This window comes from Robertkochia sediminum, from assembly GCF_016786255.1.
Lineage (GTDB): Bacteria > Bacteroidota > Bacteroidia > Flavobacteriales > Flavobacteriaceae > Robertkochia > Robertkochia sediminum.
Genome location: NZ_JADMKT010000074.1, coordinates 284,443 through 300,555 on the forward strand (window position 1 = coordinate 284,443; position 16,113 = coordinate 300,555).

Below are 16,113 nucleotides of genomic sequence, written 5' to 3' on the forward strand. Positions count from 1 at the left end.
TAGTTGATATAGCAATTCTTTACCTACTTCTTAAATTTTGAACACGTTGCTCCAGGTCACTAATGTAAACAGCACCATTCATTACAAGAAATGATTGATGCCTAGGGCCTAATTTTGTTGGTGAACAAGCGTATTTCATTAATCTCTGTTTACTCTGAATGTTTTATTCCTATTGGTTATTACCGTTCCTCCGATCACATTTAACAATGCGGTGTTCGAGGTAATATCCGGACAGGTTCCGGTAGAGCTTCCTACCAGTACCCGATATTGTTCTTCGTTCTGGTCCAGCGAAACATCGGTTAGCAACAGGGTATCTGTCAATGCACTTGGATTCGTTACCCCATCAATACTGTTCCAGGTTGTTCCGCCATCGGTACTCACCTGCCACTGGAAACTATCGCCATTGGCCGAAGCCACAGTAAAACTCACATCATCACCAATAAGCGCCTCCACATCGGCTGGTTGGGCAGTGATAGTGAATCCACTTACCGTAAATTCCTGAGTCACTAATATCTGATTACCAGCGGCATCGGTAACCGTATAATACCGCGTAACGACATTAGGATCTGCCGCATCAGTCTCATCTCTGTCCCAAGCAACATCAGGAATACCGCAATTATCCGCTTCATCAGTGATCAACGTTGGATCCGGAGCGGGAATATCCGCGGCACAGAATACATTTTGACTTGGAAGAGTCGGAGTGGCTGTTGGAAAGGTTACATCATCTATAATTATGTTCTGATCCTGAGTACTGCTCACCCCATTCTCATCAGTGTATGTCCAGGTAACTACTGTAGTTCCTTGTGCTGTTATTGGCAGGGTAGCATTGTTTGTTACTGTAACCACACCCCCACAGTTATCCGTCGCTGTTGGTGGTGTTAATGCCGTAACCAAACACTCAGCAGTAACATCGGCAAGCGTTGCTGCATCAGGCGTCGGAGGAGTCACATCGGTAATCACCACATCCTGGGTAGCTGTCGTACTGTTTCCTTGCGCATCGGTAAAGGTCCAGGTTACCGTAGTAGTGCCTTGTGCCGTGATCGGAAGCGTTGTGTCATTACTGATCGTTACAGCTCCTCCACAGTTATCTGTTGCTGTTGGATTCACCAAACTTGTTACCTCACATTGCGCAGTTACATCTTGAAGGGTCGCTGCATCAACCACTGGTGGAGTTGTATCTGTGATCACCACATCCTGGGTTGCTGTCGTACTGTTTCCTTGCGCATCGGTAAAGGTCCAGGTTACCGTAGTAGTGCCTTGTGCCGTGATCGGAAGCGTTGCGTCATTGCTGATCGTTACAGCTCCTCCACAGTTATCTGTTGCTGTTGGTGGCGTTAAGCTCGTCACCTCACACTGCGCCGTAACATCGGTAAGCGTCGTAACATCCGGTGTTGGCGCTGTGACATCATCAATAACAACATTTTGAGTCTGCGTCGCGGTATTCCCCGCCTCATCCATAAAAGTCCAAGTCACCACTGTGGTTCCCTGCGCAATAATCGGAAGAGTCACATCGTTGGTAACCGTAACGGTTTCACTACAATTGTCGGTTGCGGTAGGAGGTATTAAAGTCGATATCGAACACTGATCTGTGATGTCGGGCAGCGTAGCATTATCAGGCACAGGGGCTGTAACATCATTTGAACAACTATTGATCCCCCTGTCATCGTCGACTATCTCATCAAAAGTCTTATCTGTTCCTGCCTGACCATTACAAGCGGAGTAGATATCTGTACCAATAAAAATTCTTTGAGAAGCATTACATTTATTATCAGTCTCAAACGTCCCATTACCATATATACTCAGGGTCACGTCTTCACCCAAAATCAAATCCTGATTACCTGACCATCGAATCACACCAGAGTCATTAAGATCGATACTAGCCACTCCAGTAAAGTCAACAACACCCTTAGCTAATTCCAACACCCCATTTATAATGAGTTTATCAATAGTAACGGCAGACACATCAACATTCAGTAAAACTGTTTCACCGGCTGGTATCAAAACCTGATTTGCCGGTGTTGTTTGCCCTGGATATTCTGTTGCAGTCACCCAATTAGCACCATCATAATATTCCCAGTTATCAGGGTCATTCCAATTACTATTGCCTGGATCTGCGTCAGTAAAACGATAATCCCCCAAAGACTGCGCAAACGCAGAAAGCGAAACAAAAAAGAATAGTAAAAAAGTGGTGAAGTACTTCTTTAGCATAGGCAGTAGGTTGGACAAATCAATTCAAGGCGCTGTTTGGGGGTCTAAATATATATTAAAAACTCTTAATAACTATGCCAAATATATTGTTTCTGACAGTCTAGAATATTCATCATAGGGGTATTACCATTAAAATCGACAAAAAAACCCTTTTCCTCTATAATCAACACTTTTTATCGTCAAATCATCAAAAATATCTGACAAAGATACACTCCTTATCAATCTGCAAATCTAAACCCGGAATCCGATTGTAGCAAGAAAATGTTGACAAATACGACCAAATAGATGCGTACCTCTTAATTATGAGCTTCTCCACCCCGCACCCCCAATGTTATTCGACATTTAATGATATCTTTGCGCAAATTTTTACCACCATGAGTTTAGTACAGGAGATCGCCAAAAGAAGAACTTTTGGAATTATATCGCACCCCGATGCAGGAAAGACCACCCTAACAGAAAAGCTACTGCTTTTCGGGGGAGCTATCCAGGAAGCGGGAGCGGTAAAAAGCAATAAGATCAAGAAGGGAGCCACTTCCGATTTTATGGAGATCGAACGCCAGAGAGGGATCTCGGTAGCTACTTCTGTACTTGCATTTAACTACAAGGACCGCAAGATCAATATCCTGGACACCCCCGGTCACAAGGATTTTGCCGAAGACACCTTCCGCACGCTTACCGCTGTAGACAGTGTGATCGTGGTTATAGACGTTGCAAAAGGGGTTGAGGAACAAACCGAAAAGCTCGTTCAGGTTTGTCGTATGCGAAACATCCCCATGATCGTTTTTATCAACAAACTCGACAGGGAAGGAAAAGATGCCTTCGACCTGCTGGACGAGGTAGAACAGAAACTCGGACTCAAGGTAACTCCCATGAGCTTCCCCATCGGAATGGGATTCGATTTCAAGGGGATCTACAACATTTGGGAAAAGAACATCAACCTTTTCAGCGGCGACAGTAAAAAGAACATTGAGGAGACCATCGCTTTTGACGACCTGGAAAACCCTGAATTGGAAGAGATCATCGGTACTGATGCAGCTGAAGAACTTCGCGAAAACCTGGAACTAACCTATGAGGTGTACCCCGACTTTGACCGGGAAGCATACACCAAAGGAGAATTGCAACCGGTATTCTTCGGTTCGGCCTTGAACAATTTCGGAGTTCGCGAACTTCTCGATTGCTTTATCGACATCGCCCCTTCTCCCCTGCCTAAAAAAGCAGAGGAAAGACTGGTTACTCCAACAGAAGAAGGTTTTTCAGGATTCGTCTTTAAGATCCACGCCAACATGGACCCAAAGCACCGCGACCGCCTGGCTTTCGTCAAGATCGTTTCAGGAACCTTTGAGAGAAACACTCCCTACCTACACGTACGCCATAACAAAAAACTTAAATTTTCGAGTCCGAACGCCTTCTTTGCCGAAAAGAAAGAGATCGTAGACATCTCCTATGCCGGAGATATCGTTGGCTTGCATGATACCGGTAACTTTAAGATCGGTGACACCCTGACCCAGGGCGAAGAACTCCACTTTAAAGGGATCCCGAGCTTTTCTCCGGAACACTTCCGCTACATTAACAATGCCGACCCGATGAAAGCCAAGCAGCTGGATAAAGGGATCAATCAGCTTATGGACGAGGGTGTGGCTCAGCTATTCACCCTGGAGATGAACGGACGTAAGATCATTGGTACGGTTGGTGCACTGCAATATGAGGTGATCCAGTACCGCCTGGAGCACGAATACGGCGCTAAATGTACTTATGAAAACTTCAATGTACACAAAGCCTGCTGGGTAGAACCTGCTGATGAAAAAAGTGAAGAGTTCGCTGAATTCAAAAGAGTAAAACAAAAATTCCTTGCCCGCGACAAACAGGGACAATTGGTGTTTATGGCCGACTCTGCATTCTCCATCCAAATGACACAGCAAAAATACCCGAATGTGAAGCTTCATTTTGTATCGGAGTATTAGAGGAGTTACGAGGTTACGGAGGTACGGAGGTACGAAGTTACGCGCTGATGCAGTGATACGGTGACACAGTGATACGGTGACACAGTGAAACGGTGAAACTGTGACCCAGTGATACCTTGGAATTTGAGTTTTTGGAATTTGAAACTTCCCTTAGTGGCGACACAGTGATGCGAAATTGAGGATTTGCAAAATTGCAAAATCTTCTTAGTACAATTCTGATAATAAATCCACCCTCCGCATAACCTCGTAACCTCATAACCTCGTAACCTCGTAACCTTGTTTATTTCGCCAGTAGGCGAAATAAAAAAACCCGGGTCTTCACCCGGGTTTCACGCACTAATATACTAAGATGTTAGGTTTATCGTAACCGATCAACAGATTTTACAAGATCTTCGTCCTTTTTAATGGCTTTATTGGCCAACACTAAAAAAACGATAGAAATTACAGGAAGAAGCATCCCAATACCCTTCTCAGGAACATCTGTTCCTCCGGGTAAGATTAGCGACCGATAAACGAAAAATCCTAGTAAAAAAAGATTTAATATCAGGTTCAATCTGTTCAACACAAATTGACGTTTTCTATGCTTAAATAAAAAAATGGTCACAAAGGCCAAAACTGCCGAAGCCAGAAAGACCGAGGAATACACCATATCGTCCTGTGCATATACCGGCTTACCCAAATTATCGGTCCACAAATGCAACCAGAAAGGCAACGCCCCGTTGGCGATGACCACTAAAAGCAAATATACCGATTGGATACGTTGAAGCATTATTATTGGCTTTGTGAAAAGCAAAAATAATGTTCTTTTGGAGAAATAATAGTCGAATTATAAAATAAATTTGTATTATTGCGTAGTCATTTAAGAACGAGAACTTTACCTCGTTTATTTACTCTTCCAGTAAATTCCTCTAAAACGTATTCAGTTTTAATTCACCCGAATCCATAATTTATTTATAATTATAAATGTTTGAAATTTCAGAACTAAAAGCAAAGAAACTTGCTGAATTACAGGAGATTGCTAAAGTCGCCGGGATTCCTAAATTTAAATCCTTCAAAAAAAACGACCTTATCTACAAGATCCTCGATGTTCAGGCGGCAAGTCCTGAAGCCGTTGCCAAATCGCTTCAGGAAGAAAAAGGAAGCGCTCCGGCCCCTGAAAAGCAATCTTCAAAAGAGGCAGCTACCAGCAAACCTCAGCGCAAACGCACCCGTGTAAACCGACCCTCCAAACAGGATGAAGCCAAGCCCGAAGCGGCGGCACCAGAAAAAGAGACCACCAAAGAACAAGCTTCTAAATCACAAGCTCAAGCCAAGCAAGAGCCACAGCAAAAGGAAACTTCTACTGAAGCTCCCAAAACACCGCAAGAGCCGAAGCAACAAAGACAGGAGTCTCGTCAAAAAACCGACAATCGATCCAGAAGAGACGATCAGCCAAAAGACCAAAGAGGAAAGAGAGACCAGCAGCGTACGCAGCACAAAAAAGGAAGTCACTCTAACGGAGGTAAAGACAAGGACAATTTTGATAAAGATAAGAAGAACCGTTACCGCGAGCCTGATTATGAATTTGAAGGCATCGTAGAGAGCGAAGGTGTACTTGACATCATGCAGGATGGTTATGGATTCCTGAGAAGCAGTGATTACAACTACCTTTCTTCGCCCGACGATATTTACGTTTCTCAATCACAGATCAGACTCTTCGGACTCAAGACCGGAGATACAGTTAAGGGAGCTATTCGACCACCAAAAGAAGGTGAGAAATACTTCCCGCTGATCAAGGTGAGTAAGATCAACGGACTCGACCCGCAGGTTGTAAGAGATCGCGTATCTTTCGAACACCTTACTCCCCTGTTCCCTAATGAGAAGTTCAACCTGGCAGAAAAGCAGAGTACGCTTTCCACCCGAATTGTAGACCTCTTCTCTCCTATCGGGAAAGGACAAAGGGGGATGATCGTTTCGCAGCCTAAGACCGGTAAAACGATGCTCTTGAAAGATGTGGCCAACGCTATTGCAGCGAACCATCCGGAGGTATTCCAGCTTATCCTTCTTATAGACGAGCGTCCCGAAGAGGTTACCGACATGCAGCGTAACGTTCGCGGAGAGGTGATCGCCTCTACTTTTGACGAACCGGCAGACCGCCACGTAAAGGTTGCTAATATCGTTTTAGAAAAAGCCAAGCGTCTCGTTGAATGTGGTCACGATGTGGTAATCCTACTCGACTCGATCACGCGTCTGGCCAGAGCCTATAACACCGTGCAGCCTGCCAGTGGAAAGGTGCTTTCCGGAGGGGTTGACGCTAACGCCCTTCATAAGCCTAAGCGTTTCTTCGGAGCGGCAAGGAATATCGAAGGTGGTGGATCATTGACCATCATTGCGACCGCACTTACAGAAACAGGATCTAAAATGGACGAGGTGATCTTTGAAGAATTCAAAGGAACCGGTAACATGGAACTTCAATTGGATCGCCGTATCGCGAACAGAAGGATCTTCCCTGCTATCGACCTTATTTCTTCGTCTACCCGTCGTGACGACCTGCTCCTCGACGAGAATTCTATCCAACGTATGTGGATCATGCGTAAGTACCTCTCGGATATGAATCCGGTAGAGGCCATGGAATTCATGGAGAACAGGATGAAGCACACTAAGAATAACGAAGAATTCCTGATGACCATGAATCAATAGGATACTTAATCAAATATCACAAAAAGACCCTCCCCTTCCGGAGGGTCTTTTTTTATACCCCAAACAGAACCAAGAGCAAAGAGCCAAGAATAAAGAGTAAAGCCTCCCAATTCCTACTTTCCTACCTCCCCATAATCAAACCACCCCGAGCTACGGCCACCCCTCCTGGAAAAAACGGGAATAGGTTCATGCTTCAAACAAGACACCTACCTACCCTATTTCATCAACCGAAGCCTTGGCGAAGGTTGACCTACCTACCTACCTACCTACCTACCTACCTACCTACCTACCTACCTACCTACCTACCCACATACCCTATTTCATCAACCGAAGCCTTGGCGAAGGTTGACCTACCCATATACCCATATACCCAACCTCCTCATCGTTAAAACCCTTCTCAACAAAATGTTCTAATGAAAATTCTTTAAATTAACGGTAAATAACCACATTAGTCCGTTCGCCATATGGTCATCCTTCTTTATTTAAAACGCCTGGCCAAACCCGTAACAATGATCATTCTGGCCATTGCCTTAAAGACCCTGAACAAAGGATTTGAGGTGATCCCCGAAGACTATGTGCTGCTGATCAACAAGGTGAGTTCGATCATGATCATCTTTGGAATGAGCTGGGGGGCGATAAGAATGTTACGACTACTCAAGCAGCGTTACCTGTTGCGCCATGATATCAATATCGAAGACAATCTCCATGCGCGTAAACTGCACACCAAGCTCAATATTCTGGAGCGCATCCTCATATTTATCATCATTACGATCGGGGTTGCGGCTGTACTCACTCTCTTTGAAGGGGTAAAAAAGATCGGAGTAAGCTTGTTCGCCTCTGCCGGGATCGCCGGGATCATCCTCGGATTTGCCGCCCAAAAAGCGATAGGCACATTACTGGCAGGGTTACAGATCGCCATCTCCCAGCCCATACGCCTGGACGATGTCCTGGTAGTCGAAGGAGAATGGGGTTGGGTCGAAGAGATCAGGCTCACTTTTGTTGTGGTACGCATATGGGACAAACGTCGTCTTGTATTACCCACTACCTACTTTATAGAAAAACCTTTTCAGAACTGGACGCGAAACAGCGCCGACCTCCTGGGTACGGTTTTTATTTACACCGATTATAAGATCGACATTGACGCACTGAGAGAAGAACTAACCAGGCTTCTGGACGAACATCCGCTTTGGGACCGGAAGGTGAATAACCTTCAAGTGACCAATGCAACCGAAAAAGGCGTAGAGCTACGCGCCATGATGAGCGCTTCTAACTCGCCTAAAACATGGGACCTTCGCGTAGACATACGGGAAGGCCTCATCAAATACCTGCAGAAAAATCATCCGGAATCCCTGCCGAGAACCAGGATCGCCCTGGTACCCGATAATCACGAACAAGGGGCTGCAGCACAATTACCAGATAACCTCAACCCTTAACAACAAGACCCTATGAAAAACATACAACCTTTTCACCTCGCTGTTCCCGTACACAACCTGGAAGCCTGCAGAACGTTCTATCTCGAAATCCTTGGTTGCGAACAGGGACGTAGCAACGACACCTGGGTAGACCTTGATTTCTATGGCCACCAGCTGGTGATCCATTACAAACCCAAAACGGAGCAGGAAGACCTGCACCATAATCCGGTCGACGGGAAGTCTGTTCCCGTCCCCCATTTCGGAGTTATTCTTGAATGGGAAGACTTTCACAAGCTAGCCACACGGTTACAGAAGAAAGAGATCGAATTTATCATAGAACCATATATCCGCTTTGAAGGACAGCCCGGAGAACAGGCCACCATGTTCTTTAAAGACCCCTCCGGAAATGCCTTAGAATTCAAATCGTTCAAAGATCCTGCTCAGATCTTTGCCACCTGAATGCAGTAACGAAATTCACCGCCGATCATGTCTGAACGCATTATACCCATATCACTTATAAGACAACTCTTTCTCCTTATCCTGATCGTGGTTTTGGGAGGACTCATCTTTTTCGAACTCCTTCCCTATTTCTCGGGTATTCTGGGAGCAGTTACGATCTATATCCTCACCCAGGGTATTATGAGCAGAATGCTGGACCGCGGCATTAAAGGCTGGCTAGCCGCCACCCTGATCCTGATCGCTTCTGTTTTTGTGATCATCCTGCCTTCATGGCTTTTAGTGCGTTTGCTGGGAAATAAAGTGCAAAAGCTCTCGAAAAATTCAGAACAGATACTTGCCATACTCAAAGGAAAGGTAGATGAGTTGGAACAATTCACCGGAATGGAATTGGGCTCCAGCCTTAACGTAAGGGAGATCAACACATGGATCTCAGAACAGTTTCAAACCCTGCTGGGCTCCACCTTCAATATGATCATCGCCCTTTCTGTCATGTACTTCATCTTGTACTACCTGCTCATTAACACCAAGCGACTGAAATCGATTTTCCTGGATTATATGCCGCTAAGCGAACAGAACGTATCGCTTATCTCCCATGAGATCACCGAGATCGTTAGCTCTAACGCCATTGGTATCCCGGTGGTAGCCCTCCTGCAGGGTATCGTTGCCCTTATAGGGTTTTACATCTTTGGGGTACCCGATCCGATCTTCTGGTTCGTGATAACTGTTGTAGGGTCTATGATCCCCTTCGTAGGAACCGCCCTTGGTATCGTTCCTGTCACCATTCTATTATTTGCTAACGGACAGAACATGCAAGCCATAGGGATCCTGATCTATGGGGTTGCAGTGGTAGGCGTCACAGACAACGTTTTTCGCGTGATCATACAAAACAAACTGGCCAAGATCCATCCGCTGATCACCCTGATAGGGGTCATCATTGGCGTTCCACTTTTTGGATTCATAGGCCTGATCTTTGGCCCACTTCTCATCAGCCTTTTTATGCTGGTGGTAAAGATATACTCCAAAGAATACGGGGAATCCAAAGAAGCCTGAATTCCCCGTATTCCTTCAGAAAACGAACCTCAAAATACGTGGCTCACAATCTTCCCGGCATCTTATTTATAGCGCCAGCTACTCAGATCTGCCCCTTCGGGAGCCGATTTGGCTATACGCTCCATGATCTTAGGAACATACATGGAATTGTAGCGCAACCTGCTAATATGGTTCGGATTATCGGGATCGCCGTTCCAGCAATGTTCCGCACGGTCTCCATAGGCCACCTCTCCCTCGTAATAAGGATCGGTAGTACTTTCTAAAAAGTCTTCCATGAGATAGACCGCATTATTGAGGTAGTAGTTATCCATATCTCCGCAATAAATATGGATCTTTCCCCGTAATTGATCCCCGAGCTTGTCCCAATCCCGCTCCAGGATATACCTGAGATCAAAATTCTCCCGCCAGTATTCAGCTACTTCTTTATTGATCTCTCCGGTCTTCTTGTTCCAGATACGCTCAGGATACCCATCTTCTCCCTGAGGGGAATACGTAGCTTCCCAGATATCCCATTGCTGTCCCGATCGTGAACGATCGCCCAGCACCAATTCTAATTGATTATATCCTTTTACGGTGGTAGAAACATTCCCGAGGTAATCCCTGTGACCGGGAATGGCCACACTATCGTGAGCTCCTTTCAGGTAGTACGCATTCTCATCCTCGTAAATATTGGTCAAACAATACGCCCTGAAGTCTATAGGATCCGGACAGGCAGCAAAACAACCATTATACTCCTCAGGATACTTAACTTGTACGGCAAGCGCCTCCCATCCTCCGGTTGACCCTCCATAAAGGAATCGGGACCACCCCTCTCCGATCCCCCTGAACTGCTCTTCAATAAAAGGGATCAGCTCATGGGTTATGGCATCTCCATAAGGCCCCTGGCTGGCAGAGTTCACGGCATAACTATCGTCGTAATAAGGTGTGGGGTGCTGGATCTGTATGATCAGGAAACGGGGAAAATCTTCATCGGTCCACCGTTGGTAAAAGTCGTAAGCCTCCTGCTGTTGAATAATATTATAGCCATCGACCCCAAAGCGCTCTGAATGCTCCGGCTCCAGGTTCGGATCGGGTGGCATGGTGCGAAAACCGCCAAAATCTTTCGGGAAATGACCGTGAAATACCATTAGCGGATATTTAGCTTCAGGATGGTCTTCGAATCCTTTAGGCAGTAACACATGAGCGCCCAGGTACATATCGCGCCCCCAAAAGTCTGATAACAACTTCGATCTCATGCGAATATGCTTGACCCATTCTGTATCCTCCGGAGGGATTATTTCAGGGATAACCTGATCCAGGGTGATCGCTACCCTTCCTCCCGGAGAGACATCTACCTTTACCGGCGTGTTATAAACATTACCGGGAGAGGTATTCCATTGTTGTCCTTCCCCGTTATCCATAGGCAGCTTGACCGTATGCCCGGTAGCCAGGTTAAAGGTTTCATAGACATGCAAAAGAGCCTGCACATGATATTCCCCCGGATTAAGGTCTGCAAGTCGGCTTATGGGATGTCCTTCAGATCCGGGATCGAAAACCAATTCCTGCCCCGGCTTCCATCCTTCGACATTCATCCCAAAAATGATCTGTGTATCCGGATCATTGGAGATCTGAAACCTGGGTTCATCCCCCCCATCGGTCGAGAACATCAGTAATAACCGACCGTCTTTTGCCCCACCCTTAAGATCATTGCCAAGGCGCACCACTATTTGCGGAGCTATTTCATCTTCCCCTGCTTCTTGACAGGAAAATGACACGAATGCAATAAACACATATAAAAAAAGATACCTCATAAGAACTGTATTTCTTACAAGGTATCATTTTAAATCTTATATATCAACAGGTTACCCTCCCGAGCTACCACGTGTATCAGGCCTTTTTGGCCATCCCTCTTTGTCTGGCTAAAAGGGTGTTCTTTAAGAGCATGGCAATGGTCATTGGCCCTACACCACCCGGAACAGGCGTAATATAACTGGCTTTCTTACTCACGTTCTCAAAATCGACATCACCAACGATCCTGTAACCTCGTTTAGCGGTTTCATCGGGAACGCGGGTAATACCCACATCCACTACAACAACGCCATCCTTGACCATATCGGCCTTCAGGAAGTTAGGCACTCCGAGTGCAGAAATAATAATATCGGCATCTTTGGTAAAGGCCTCAAGATCTTTTGTACGGCTATGCGTCAGGGTTACGGTTGCATTCCCAACCTTATCTTTAGTACTTAACAGGATACTAATGGGACGTCCAACAATATGAGATCTCCCGATCACTACAGCGTGTTTCCCTGAAGTTTCCACTTCATAACGCTTGAGCAGCTCCATTATTCCAAAAGGAGTGGCCGGAATAAAGGTTTGCATTTCCAGGGCCATTTTCCCAAAGTTTGCCGGGTGAAAACCATCTACGTCCTTATCCGGATCAACGGCTAAAAGCACCTTCTGCTCGTCGATATGTTTCGGCAAAGGGAGCTGAACGATAAATCCGTCAATATCATCATCGGCATTAAGATCTGCGATCTTAGCGAGGAGTTCGTCCTCTGTGGTGGTATCCGGAAGCTTCACCAGGGTCGATTCGAAACCGATGCGCTCACAAGCCCTTACCTTACTACCAACATAGGTAAGGCTGGCTCCGTCTTCTCCTACAAGTACTGCAGCGAGGTGAGGCACCTTTTCCCCGTTCGACTTCATTTCTTTTACTTCGGCAGCGATCTCGTCCTTTATCTGATTTGAGATCTTTTTACCATCTAAGATTACCATAATGCTATATCCTGAAAATTAATATTATAAGAGCTAAGTCAACGGGTTAACGCATGCCTTTCATATTGTTCATCATTTGCATCATCTTGCGGCCACCGCCACCCTGCATCATCTTCATCATCTTGCTCATCTGATTGAACTGCTTAAGCAACTGGTTTACCTCCTGGATCGAAGTACCACTACCCTTTGCTATACGCTTTTTACGGCTTCCGTTGATCACAGCAGGATTGGTGCGTTCTTCCGGGGTCATGGAATGAATAATAGCTTCGATACCTTTAAACGCATCGTCGTCGATATCCACACCTTTCAGGGCTTTCCCCATTCCCGGGATCATCCCCATGAGGTCTTTCATATTACCCATTTTCTTGATCTGTTGGATCTGACTCAGAAAGTCGTCAAAACCGAACTGATTCTTGGCGATCTTTTTCTGGAGCTTTCGGGCTTCTTCTTCATCAAATTGCTCCTGAGCTCTTTCCACCAGCGACACCACGTCTCCCATACCGAGAATACGATCGGCCATACGAGAAGGGTGGAACACATCAATAGCTTCCATCTTCTCCCCGGTACCAATAAACTTAATAGGCTTATCTACCACCGATTTGATCGAAAGGGCAGCACCACCACGGGTATCACCATCGAGCTTGGTAAGCACAACTCCGTCAAAATTCAGGACATCGTTAAAGGCCTTTGCGGTATTCACAGCATCCTGCCCCGTCATAGAGTCCACAACGAACAAGGTCTCGTTAGGATTAATGGCCTTATGAACATTCGAGATCTCCTTCATCATCTGCTCATCGATCGCCAAACGACCCGCGGTATCGACGATCACCACATTATGTCCATTGGCTTTGGCATGGGCTATCGCAGCTGTAGCAATAGCTACCGGGTCCTGATTTCCTCTATCGGAGAACACATCCACCCCGATCTGATCACCCACTACGTGAAGCTGATCGATCGCCGCCGGACGATACACATCACAGGCAACCAATAAGGGCTTCTTGGTCTTTTTATTCTTGAGATAATTTGCAAGTTTACCGGAGAAGGTGGTTTTACCGGAACCTTGTAAACCTGACATCAGGATCACGGTTGGAGCGCCGGAGAGGTCGATCCCCGCAGTTTCTCCACCCATGAGTTCTGTGAGCTCATCTTTAACGAGCTTTACCATAAGTTGCCCCGGCTTAAGCGAGGTCAATACATCCTGCCCCAGGGCTTTTTCCTTAACGCTATTGGTAAAGGCTTTCGCCGTCTTAAAGTTAACATCGGCATCCAGCAACGCGCGACGCACCTCTTTGAGGGTCTCTGCTACGTTCACCTCGGTGATCTGCCCGTGCCCTTTTAACACGTGTAACGCCTTATCTAACTTATCACTTAAATTATCAAACATAATCTTATCGCTTCTTACAATTGATTCTCCCTTAAATGCGGAGAGGTGCAAATTTAGTCATTTGAAATTGAAGATGGAAGCAACTCCTTCACCTTTCCGGTTATTTCCCGGGGTAAATTAATTGCTGTTCATTACGAAGATCTCACCGCAGCTTATTCCCCTTCTAGTATCCAATTTGCTATGCTTCCAAAGCCTGCCTTCCACTTAGCATATCGAAAAGCCCCAAACTTATTCCCTACAAAGAAAACGGCCCGGTTTGCAAACCGGGCCGCTGTTTATATTCTATTCTTTTACTTTACATTCTTTCCGGAACGTCGATCCCCAGAAGGCGCATACCATTGGCGATCACTTTTGCAACCTGCTCTGCAAGCTGCACACGGAAAATACGCTGATCGGCTTCTTCGGCCCCAAGGATCGAAATGTTCTGGTAGAATGAATTAAATTCCTTTACCAGATCGTAACAATAATTAGCGATAAGAGCCGGACTATAATTCTCTGCTGCTTGCTGTATCACTACCGGAAACTGATCAAGGATCTTGATAAGCTCCTTTTCTTTAGCTTCCAGCTTATAATTAGCAACCGGTTGCGAATAATCGAAATCGGCCTTACGCAATATCGATTGTATCCTCGCATGAGTATACTGAATAAACGGACCGGTATTTCCTTGAAAGTCAATAGACTCTTTCGGGTCGAACAAGATCCTTTTCTTCGGATCTACCTTAAGAATAAAATACTTAAGGGCTCCGAGTCCAATAGTCTTATAAAGCTCTTGTTTCTCTGCGTCAGAGAAGCCGTCAAGTTTTCCCAGTTCTGCAGAGATCTCCCCGGCGGTAGCGGTCATTTCCGAGATAAGGTCATCGGCATCAACCACAGTTCCTTCCCTACTCTTCATCTTACCACTTGGCAGGTCGACCATCCCATAACTCAAATGATACAGGTGCTCTGCCCACGGATACCCCAATTTACTGAGGATGAGGAATAGCACCTTGAAGTGATAATCCTGTTCGTTCCCTACGGTATATACCATACCTCCAATATCGGGATTGTCTTTTACCCGCTGAATTGCGGTACCTATATCCTGGGTCATATACACGGCTGTACCATCTGCCCGGAGTACGATCTTTTCATCCAGACCTTCATCAGACAGGTCGATCCATACCGAACCGTCTTCTTTCTTGTAAAACACGCCCTTTTCCAGGCCCGTCTGTACCACATCTTTCCCTAAAAGGTAGGTATCACTCTCGTAATACAACTGATCGAAATCGACCCCCATGGCTTCATAGGTCGTATTGAATCCTTCGTACACCCATTGGTTCATCGTTTTCCATAGAGACACCACCTCTTCATCTCCTGCCTCCCATTTACGGAGCATCTCCTGGGCTTCGAGCAATATCGGGGCCTGTTTTTCGGCCTCCTTCTTGTCTATCCCTTCCTCAACCAGCTGAGCGATCTCTTCCTTGTAGGCTTTATCAAAAGCCACGTAGTAGTTCCCTACCAGCTTATCGCCCTTGAGTCCGGTGCTCTCAGGTGATTCGCCGTTACCAAATTTTTGCCAGGCCAGCATCGACTTACAGATATGGATCCCACGGTCGTTAATGATCTGTGTTTTATATACCGGTTTACCGGATGCCTTAAGGATCTCCGATACCGAGTAACCTAATAAATTGTTACGGATATGCCCGAGGTGTAAAGGCTTATTGGTATTTGGCGAAGAGTACTCTACCATTACCGCCTTTTCTCCGGCTTCGGGTTGTACATACCCAAAATCGGAGGTATTTCTCATGATTTGGAACCGTTCGATAAAATGATCTTCAGCGATCACCAGGTTCAAAAATCCCTTGATCACATTAAAGTCACTTACTTCTTGCAAATTCGTCTTAAGATATTCGCCGATCTGCTCCCCGATCTGCATGGGATTACCCTTAACGACCCGCAACATCGGAAAGACCACTACGGTTACATCTCCTTCAAATTCTTTACGGGTAGCCTGCAATTCGACGGCATCCAGCTCTTTATCGAAAAGATTCTTGACCGCCTCTTTAACGGTTTTTATCAACAGTTCCTCCATGGATGATTAAAATTTGATTGCAAAGATAACCAAATAGCAAAAGTTTAGGCTTTGGTTAACGCTAAAAACCACCGAAAAATGTACCTTTAAGACACCAACCACCCACCAGACCTTTCCATAGATCAAACACCTTTCCAA

11 protein-coding genes are annotated in these 16,113 nt (G+C 45.8%); 5 read left to right on the forward strand and 6 right to left on the reverse strand.

What is annotated here, in order from left to right; all coding sequences use genetic code 11:
* Positions 1–138: 138 nt before the first annotated feature.
* On the reverse strand, positions 139–1,821 hold the full coding sequence (locus tag IS446_RS08140) for an HYR-like domain-containing protein (protein WP_203059623.1): 1,683 nt from the start codon (positions 1,819–1,821) through the stop codon (positions 139–141).
* 761 nt (positions 1,822–2,582) lie between these two features.
* On the opposite strand from IS446_RS08140, the gene IS446_RS08145 reads away from it, so the two are divergent.
* On the forward strand, positions 2,583–4,169 hold the full coding sequence (locus IS446_RS08145) for a peptide chain release factor 3 (protein ID WP_203059625.1): 1,587 nt from the start codon (positions 2,583–2,585) through the stop codon (positions 4,167–4,169).
* 358 nt (positions 4,170–4,527) lie between these two features.
* Here IS446_RS08145 and IS446_RS08150 read toward each other — a convergent pair whose 3' ends face one another.
* The gene (locus IS446_RS08150; protein WP_203059627.1) at positions 4,528–4,938 is read right to left on the reverse strand and encodes a DUF4293 domain-containing protein; all 411 of its coding nucleotides are present in this window, start codon (positions 4,936–4,938) and stop codon (positions 4,528–4,530) included.
* Between the two features lie 194 nt (positions 4,939–5,132).
* Between IS446_RS08150 and rho the strand changes: the two genes are divergently transcribed.
* The 4 genes from rho to IS446_RS08170 all read left to right on the forward strand — a co-directional run bounded on the left by rho (position 5,133) and on the right by IS446_RS08170 (position 9,769).
* Positions 5,133–6,848: a transcription termination factor Rho gene (rho, locus tag IS446_RS08155; protein ID WP_203059629.1), complete on the forward strand. Its 1,716-nt coding sequence runs from the start codon at positions 5,133–5,135 to the stop codon at positions 6,846–6,848.
* Between the two features lie 464 nt (positions 6,849–7,312).
* The gene (locus IS446_RS08160; RefSeq protein ID WP_203059631.1) at positions 7,313–8,281 is read left to right on the forward strand and encodes a mechanosensitive ion channel family protein; all 969 of its coding nucleotides are present in this window, start codon (positions 7,313–7,315) and stop codon (positions 8,279–8,281) included.
* A 12-nt stretch (positions 8,282–8,293) separates the two neighbouring features.
* Positions 8,294–8,719, forward strand: coding sequence for a VOC family protein (locus tag IS446_RS08165; protein ID WP_203059633.1), 426 nt, complete (start codon positions 8,294–8,296; stop codon positions 8,717–8,719).
* Between the two features lie 27 nt (positions 8,720–8,746).
* Positions 8,747–9,769, forward strand: a complete 1,023-nt coding sequence (locus IS446_RS08170; RefSeq protein ID WP_203059635.1) for an AI-2E family transporter — start codon at positions 8,747–8,749, stop codon at positions 9,767–9,769.
* A gap of 62 nt (positions 9,770–9,831) precedes the next feature.
* On the opposite strand, the gene IS446_RS08175 is transcribed toward IS446_RS08170, so the two are convergent.
* From IS446_RS08175 to argS, 4 genes are all read right to left on the reverse strand, one after another.
* Positions 9,832–11,559 (reverse strand): alpha/beta hydrolase-fold protein, encoded by a 1,728-nt coding sequence (locus IS446_RS08175; protein ID WP_203059637.1) that lies wholly within the window; start codon positions 11,557–11,559, stop codon positions 9,832–9,834.
* Between the two features lie 76 nt (positions 11,560–11,635).
* Entirely contained in the window at positions 11,636–12,523 is an 888-nt protein-coding gene (gene folD / locus IS446_RS08180) for a bifunctional methylenetetrahydrofolate dehydrogenase/methenyltetrahydrofolate cyclohydrolase FolD (RefSeq protein WP_203059639.1), read from the reverse strand.
* 46 nt (positions 12,524–12,569) lie between these two features.
* Entirely contained in the window at positions 12,570–13,907 is a 1,338-nt protein-coding gene (ffh, locus tag IS446_RS08185; RefSeq protein ID WP_203059641.1) for a signal recognition particle protein, read from the reverse strand.
* A 295-nt stretch (positions 13,908–14,202) separates the two neighbouring features.
* Positions 14,203–15,975, reverse strand: coding sequence for an arginine--tRNA ligase (gene argS, locus IS446_RS08190; RefSeq protein ID WP_203059644.1), 1,773 nt, complete (start codon positions 15,973–15,975; stop codon positions 14,203–14,205).
* Positions 15,976–16,113: the final 138 nt, after the last annotated feature.

What these genes read in the sequence shown, in the direction of transcription:
- ffh (WP_203059641.1), bottom strand. Translation starts at nt 13,907, where the DNA reads ATGTTTGATAATTTAAGTGATAAGTTAGATAAGGCGTTACACGTGTTA.
- rho (WP_203059629.1), top strand. Translation starts at nt 5,133, where the DNA reads ATGTTTGAAATTTCAGAACTAAAAGCAAAGAAACTTGCTGAATTACAG.
- IS446_RS08175 (WP_203059637.1), bottom strand. Translation starts at nt 11,559, where the DNA reads ATGAGGTATCTTTTTTTATATGTGTTTATTGCATTCGTGTCATTTTCC.
- IS446_RS08145 (WP_203059625.1), top strand. Translation starts at nt 2,583, where the DNA reads ATGAGTTTAGTACAGGAGATCGCCAAAAGAAGAACTTTTGGAATTATA.
- IS446_RS08160 (WP_203059631.1), top strand. Translation starts at nt 7,313, where the DNA reads ATGGTCATCCTTCTTTATTTAAAACGCCTGGCCAAACCCGTAACAATG.
- IS446_RS08150 (WP_203059627.1), bottom strand. Translation starts at nt 4,938, where the DNA reads ATGCTTCAACGTATCCAATCGGTATATTTGCTTTTAGTGGTCATCGCC.
- folD (WP_203059639.1), bottom strand. Translation starts at nt 12,523, where the DNA reads ATGGTAATCTTAGATGGTAAAAAGATCTCAAATCAGATAAAGGACGAG.
- argS (WP_203059644.1), bottom strand. Translation starts at nt 15,975, where the DNA reads ATGGAGGAACTGTTGATAAAAACCGTTAAAGAGGCGGTCAAGAATCTT.
- IS446_RS08165 (WP_203059633.1), top strand. Translation starts at nt 8,294, where the DNA reads ATGAAAAACATACAACCTTTTCACCTCGCTGTTCCCGTACACAACCTG.
- IS446_RS08170 (WP_203059635.1), top strand. Translation starts at nt 8,747, where the DNA reads ATGTCTGAACGCATTATACCCATATCACTTATAAGACAACTCTTTCTC.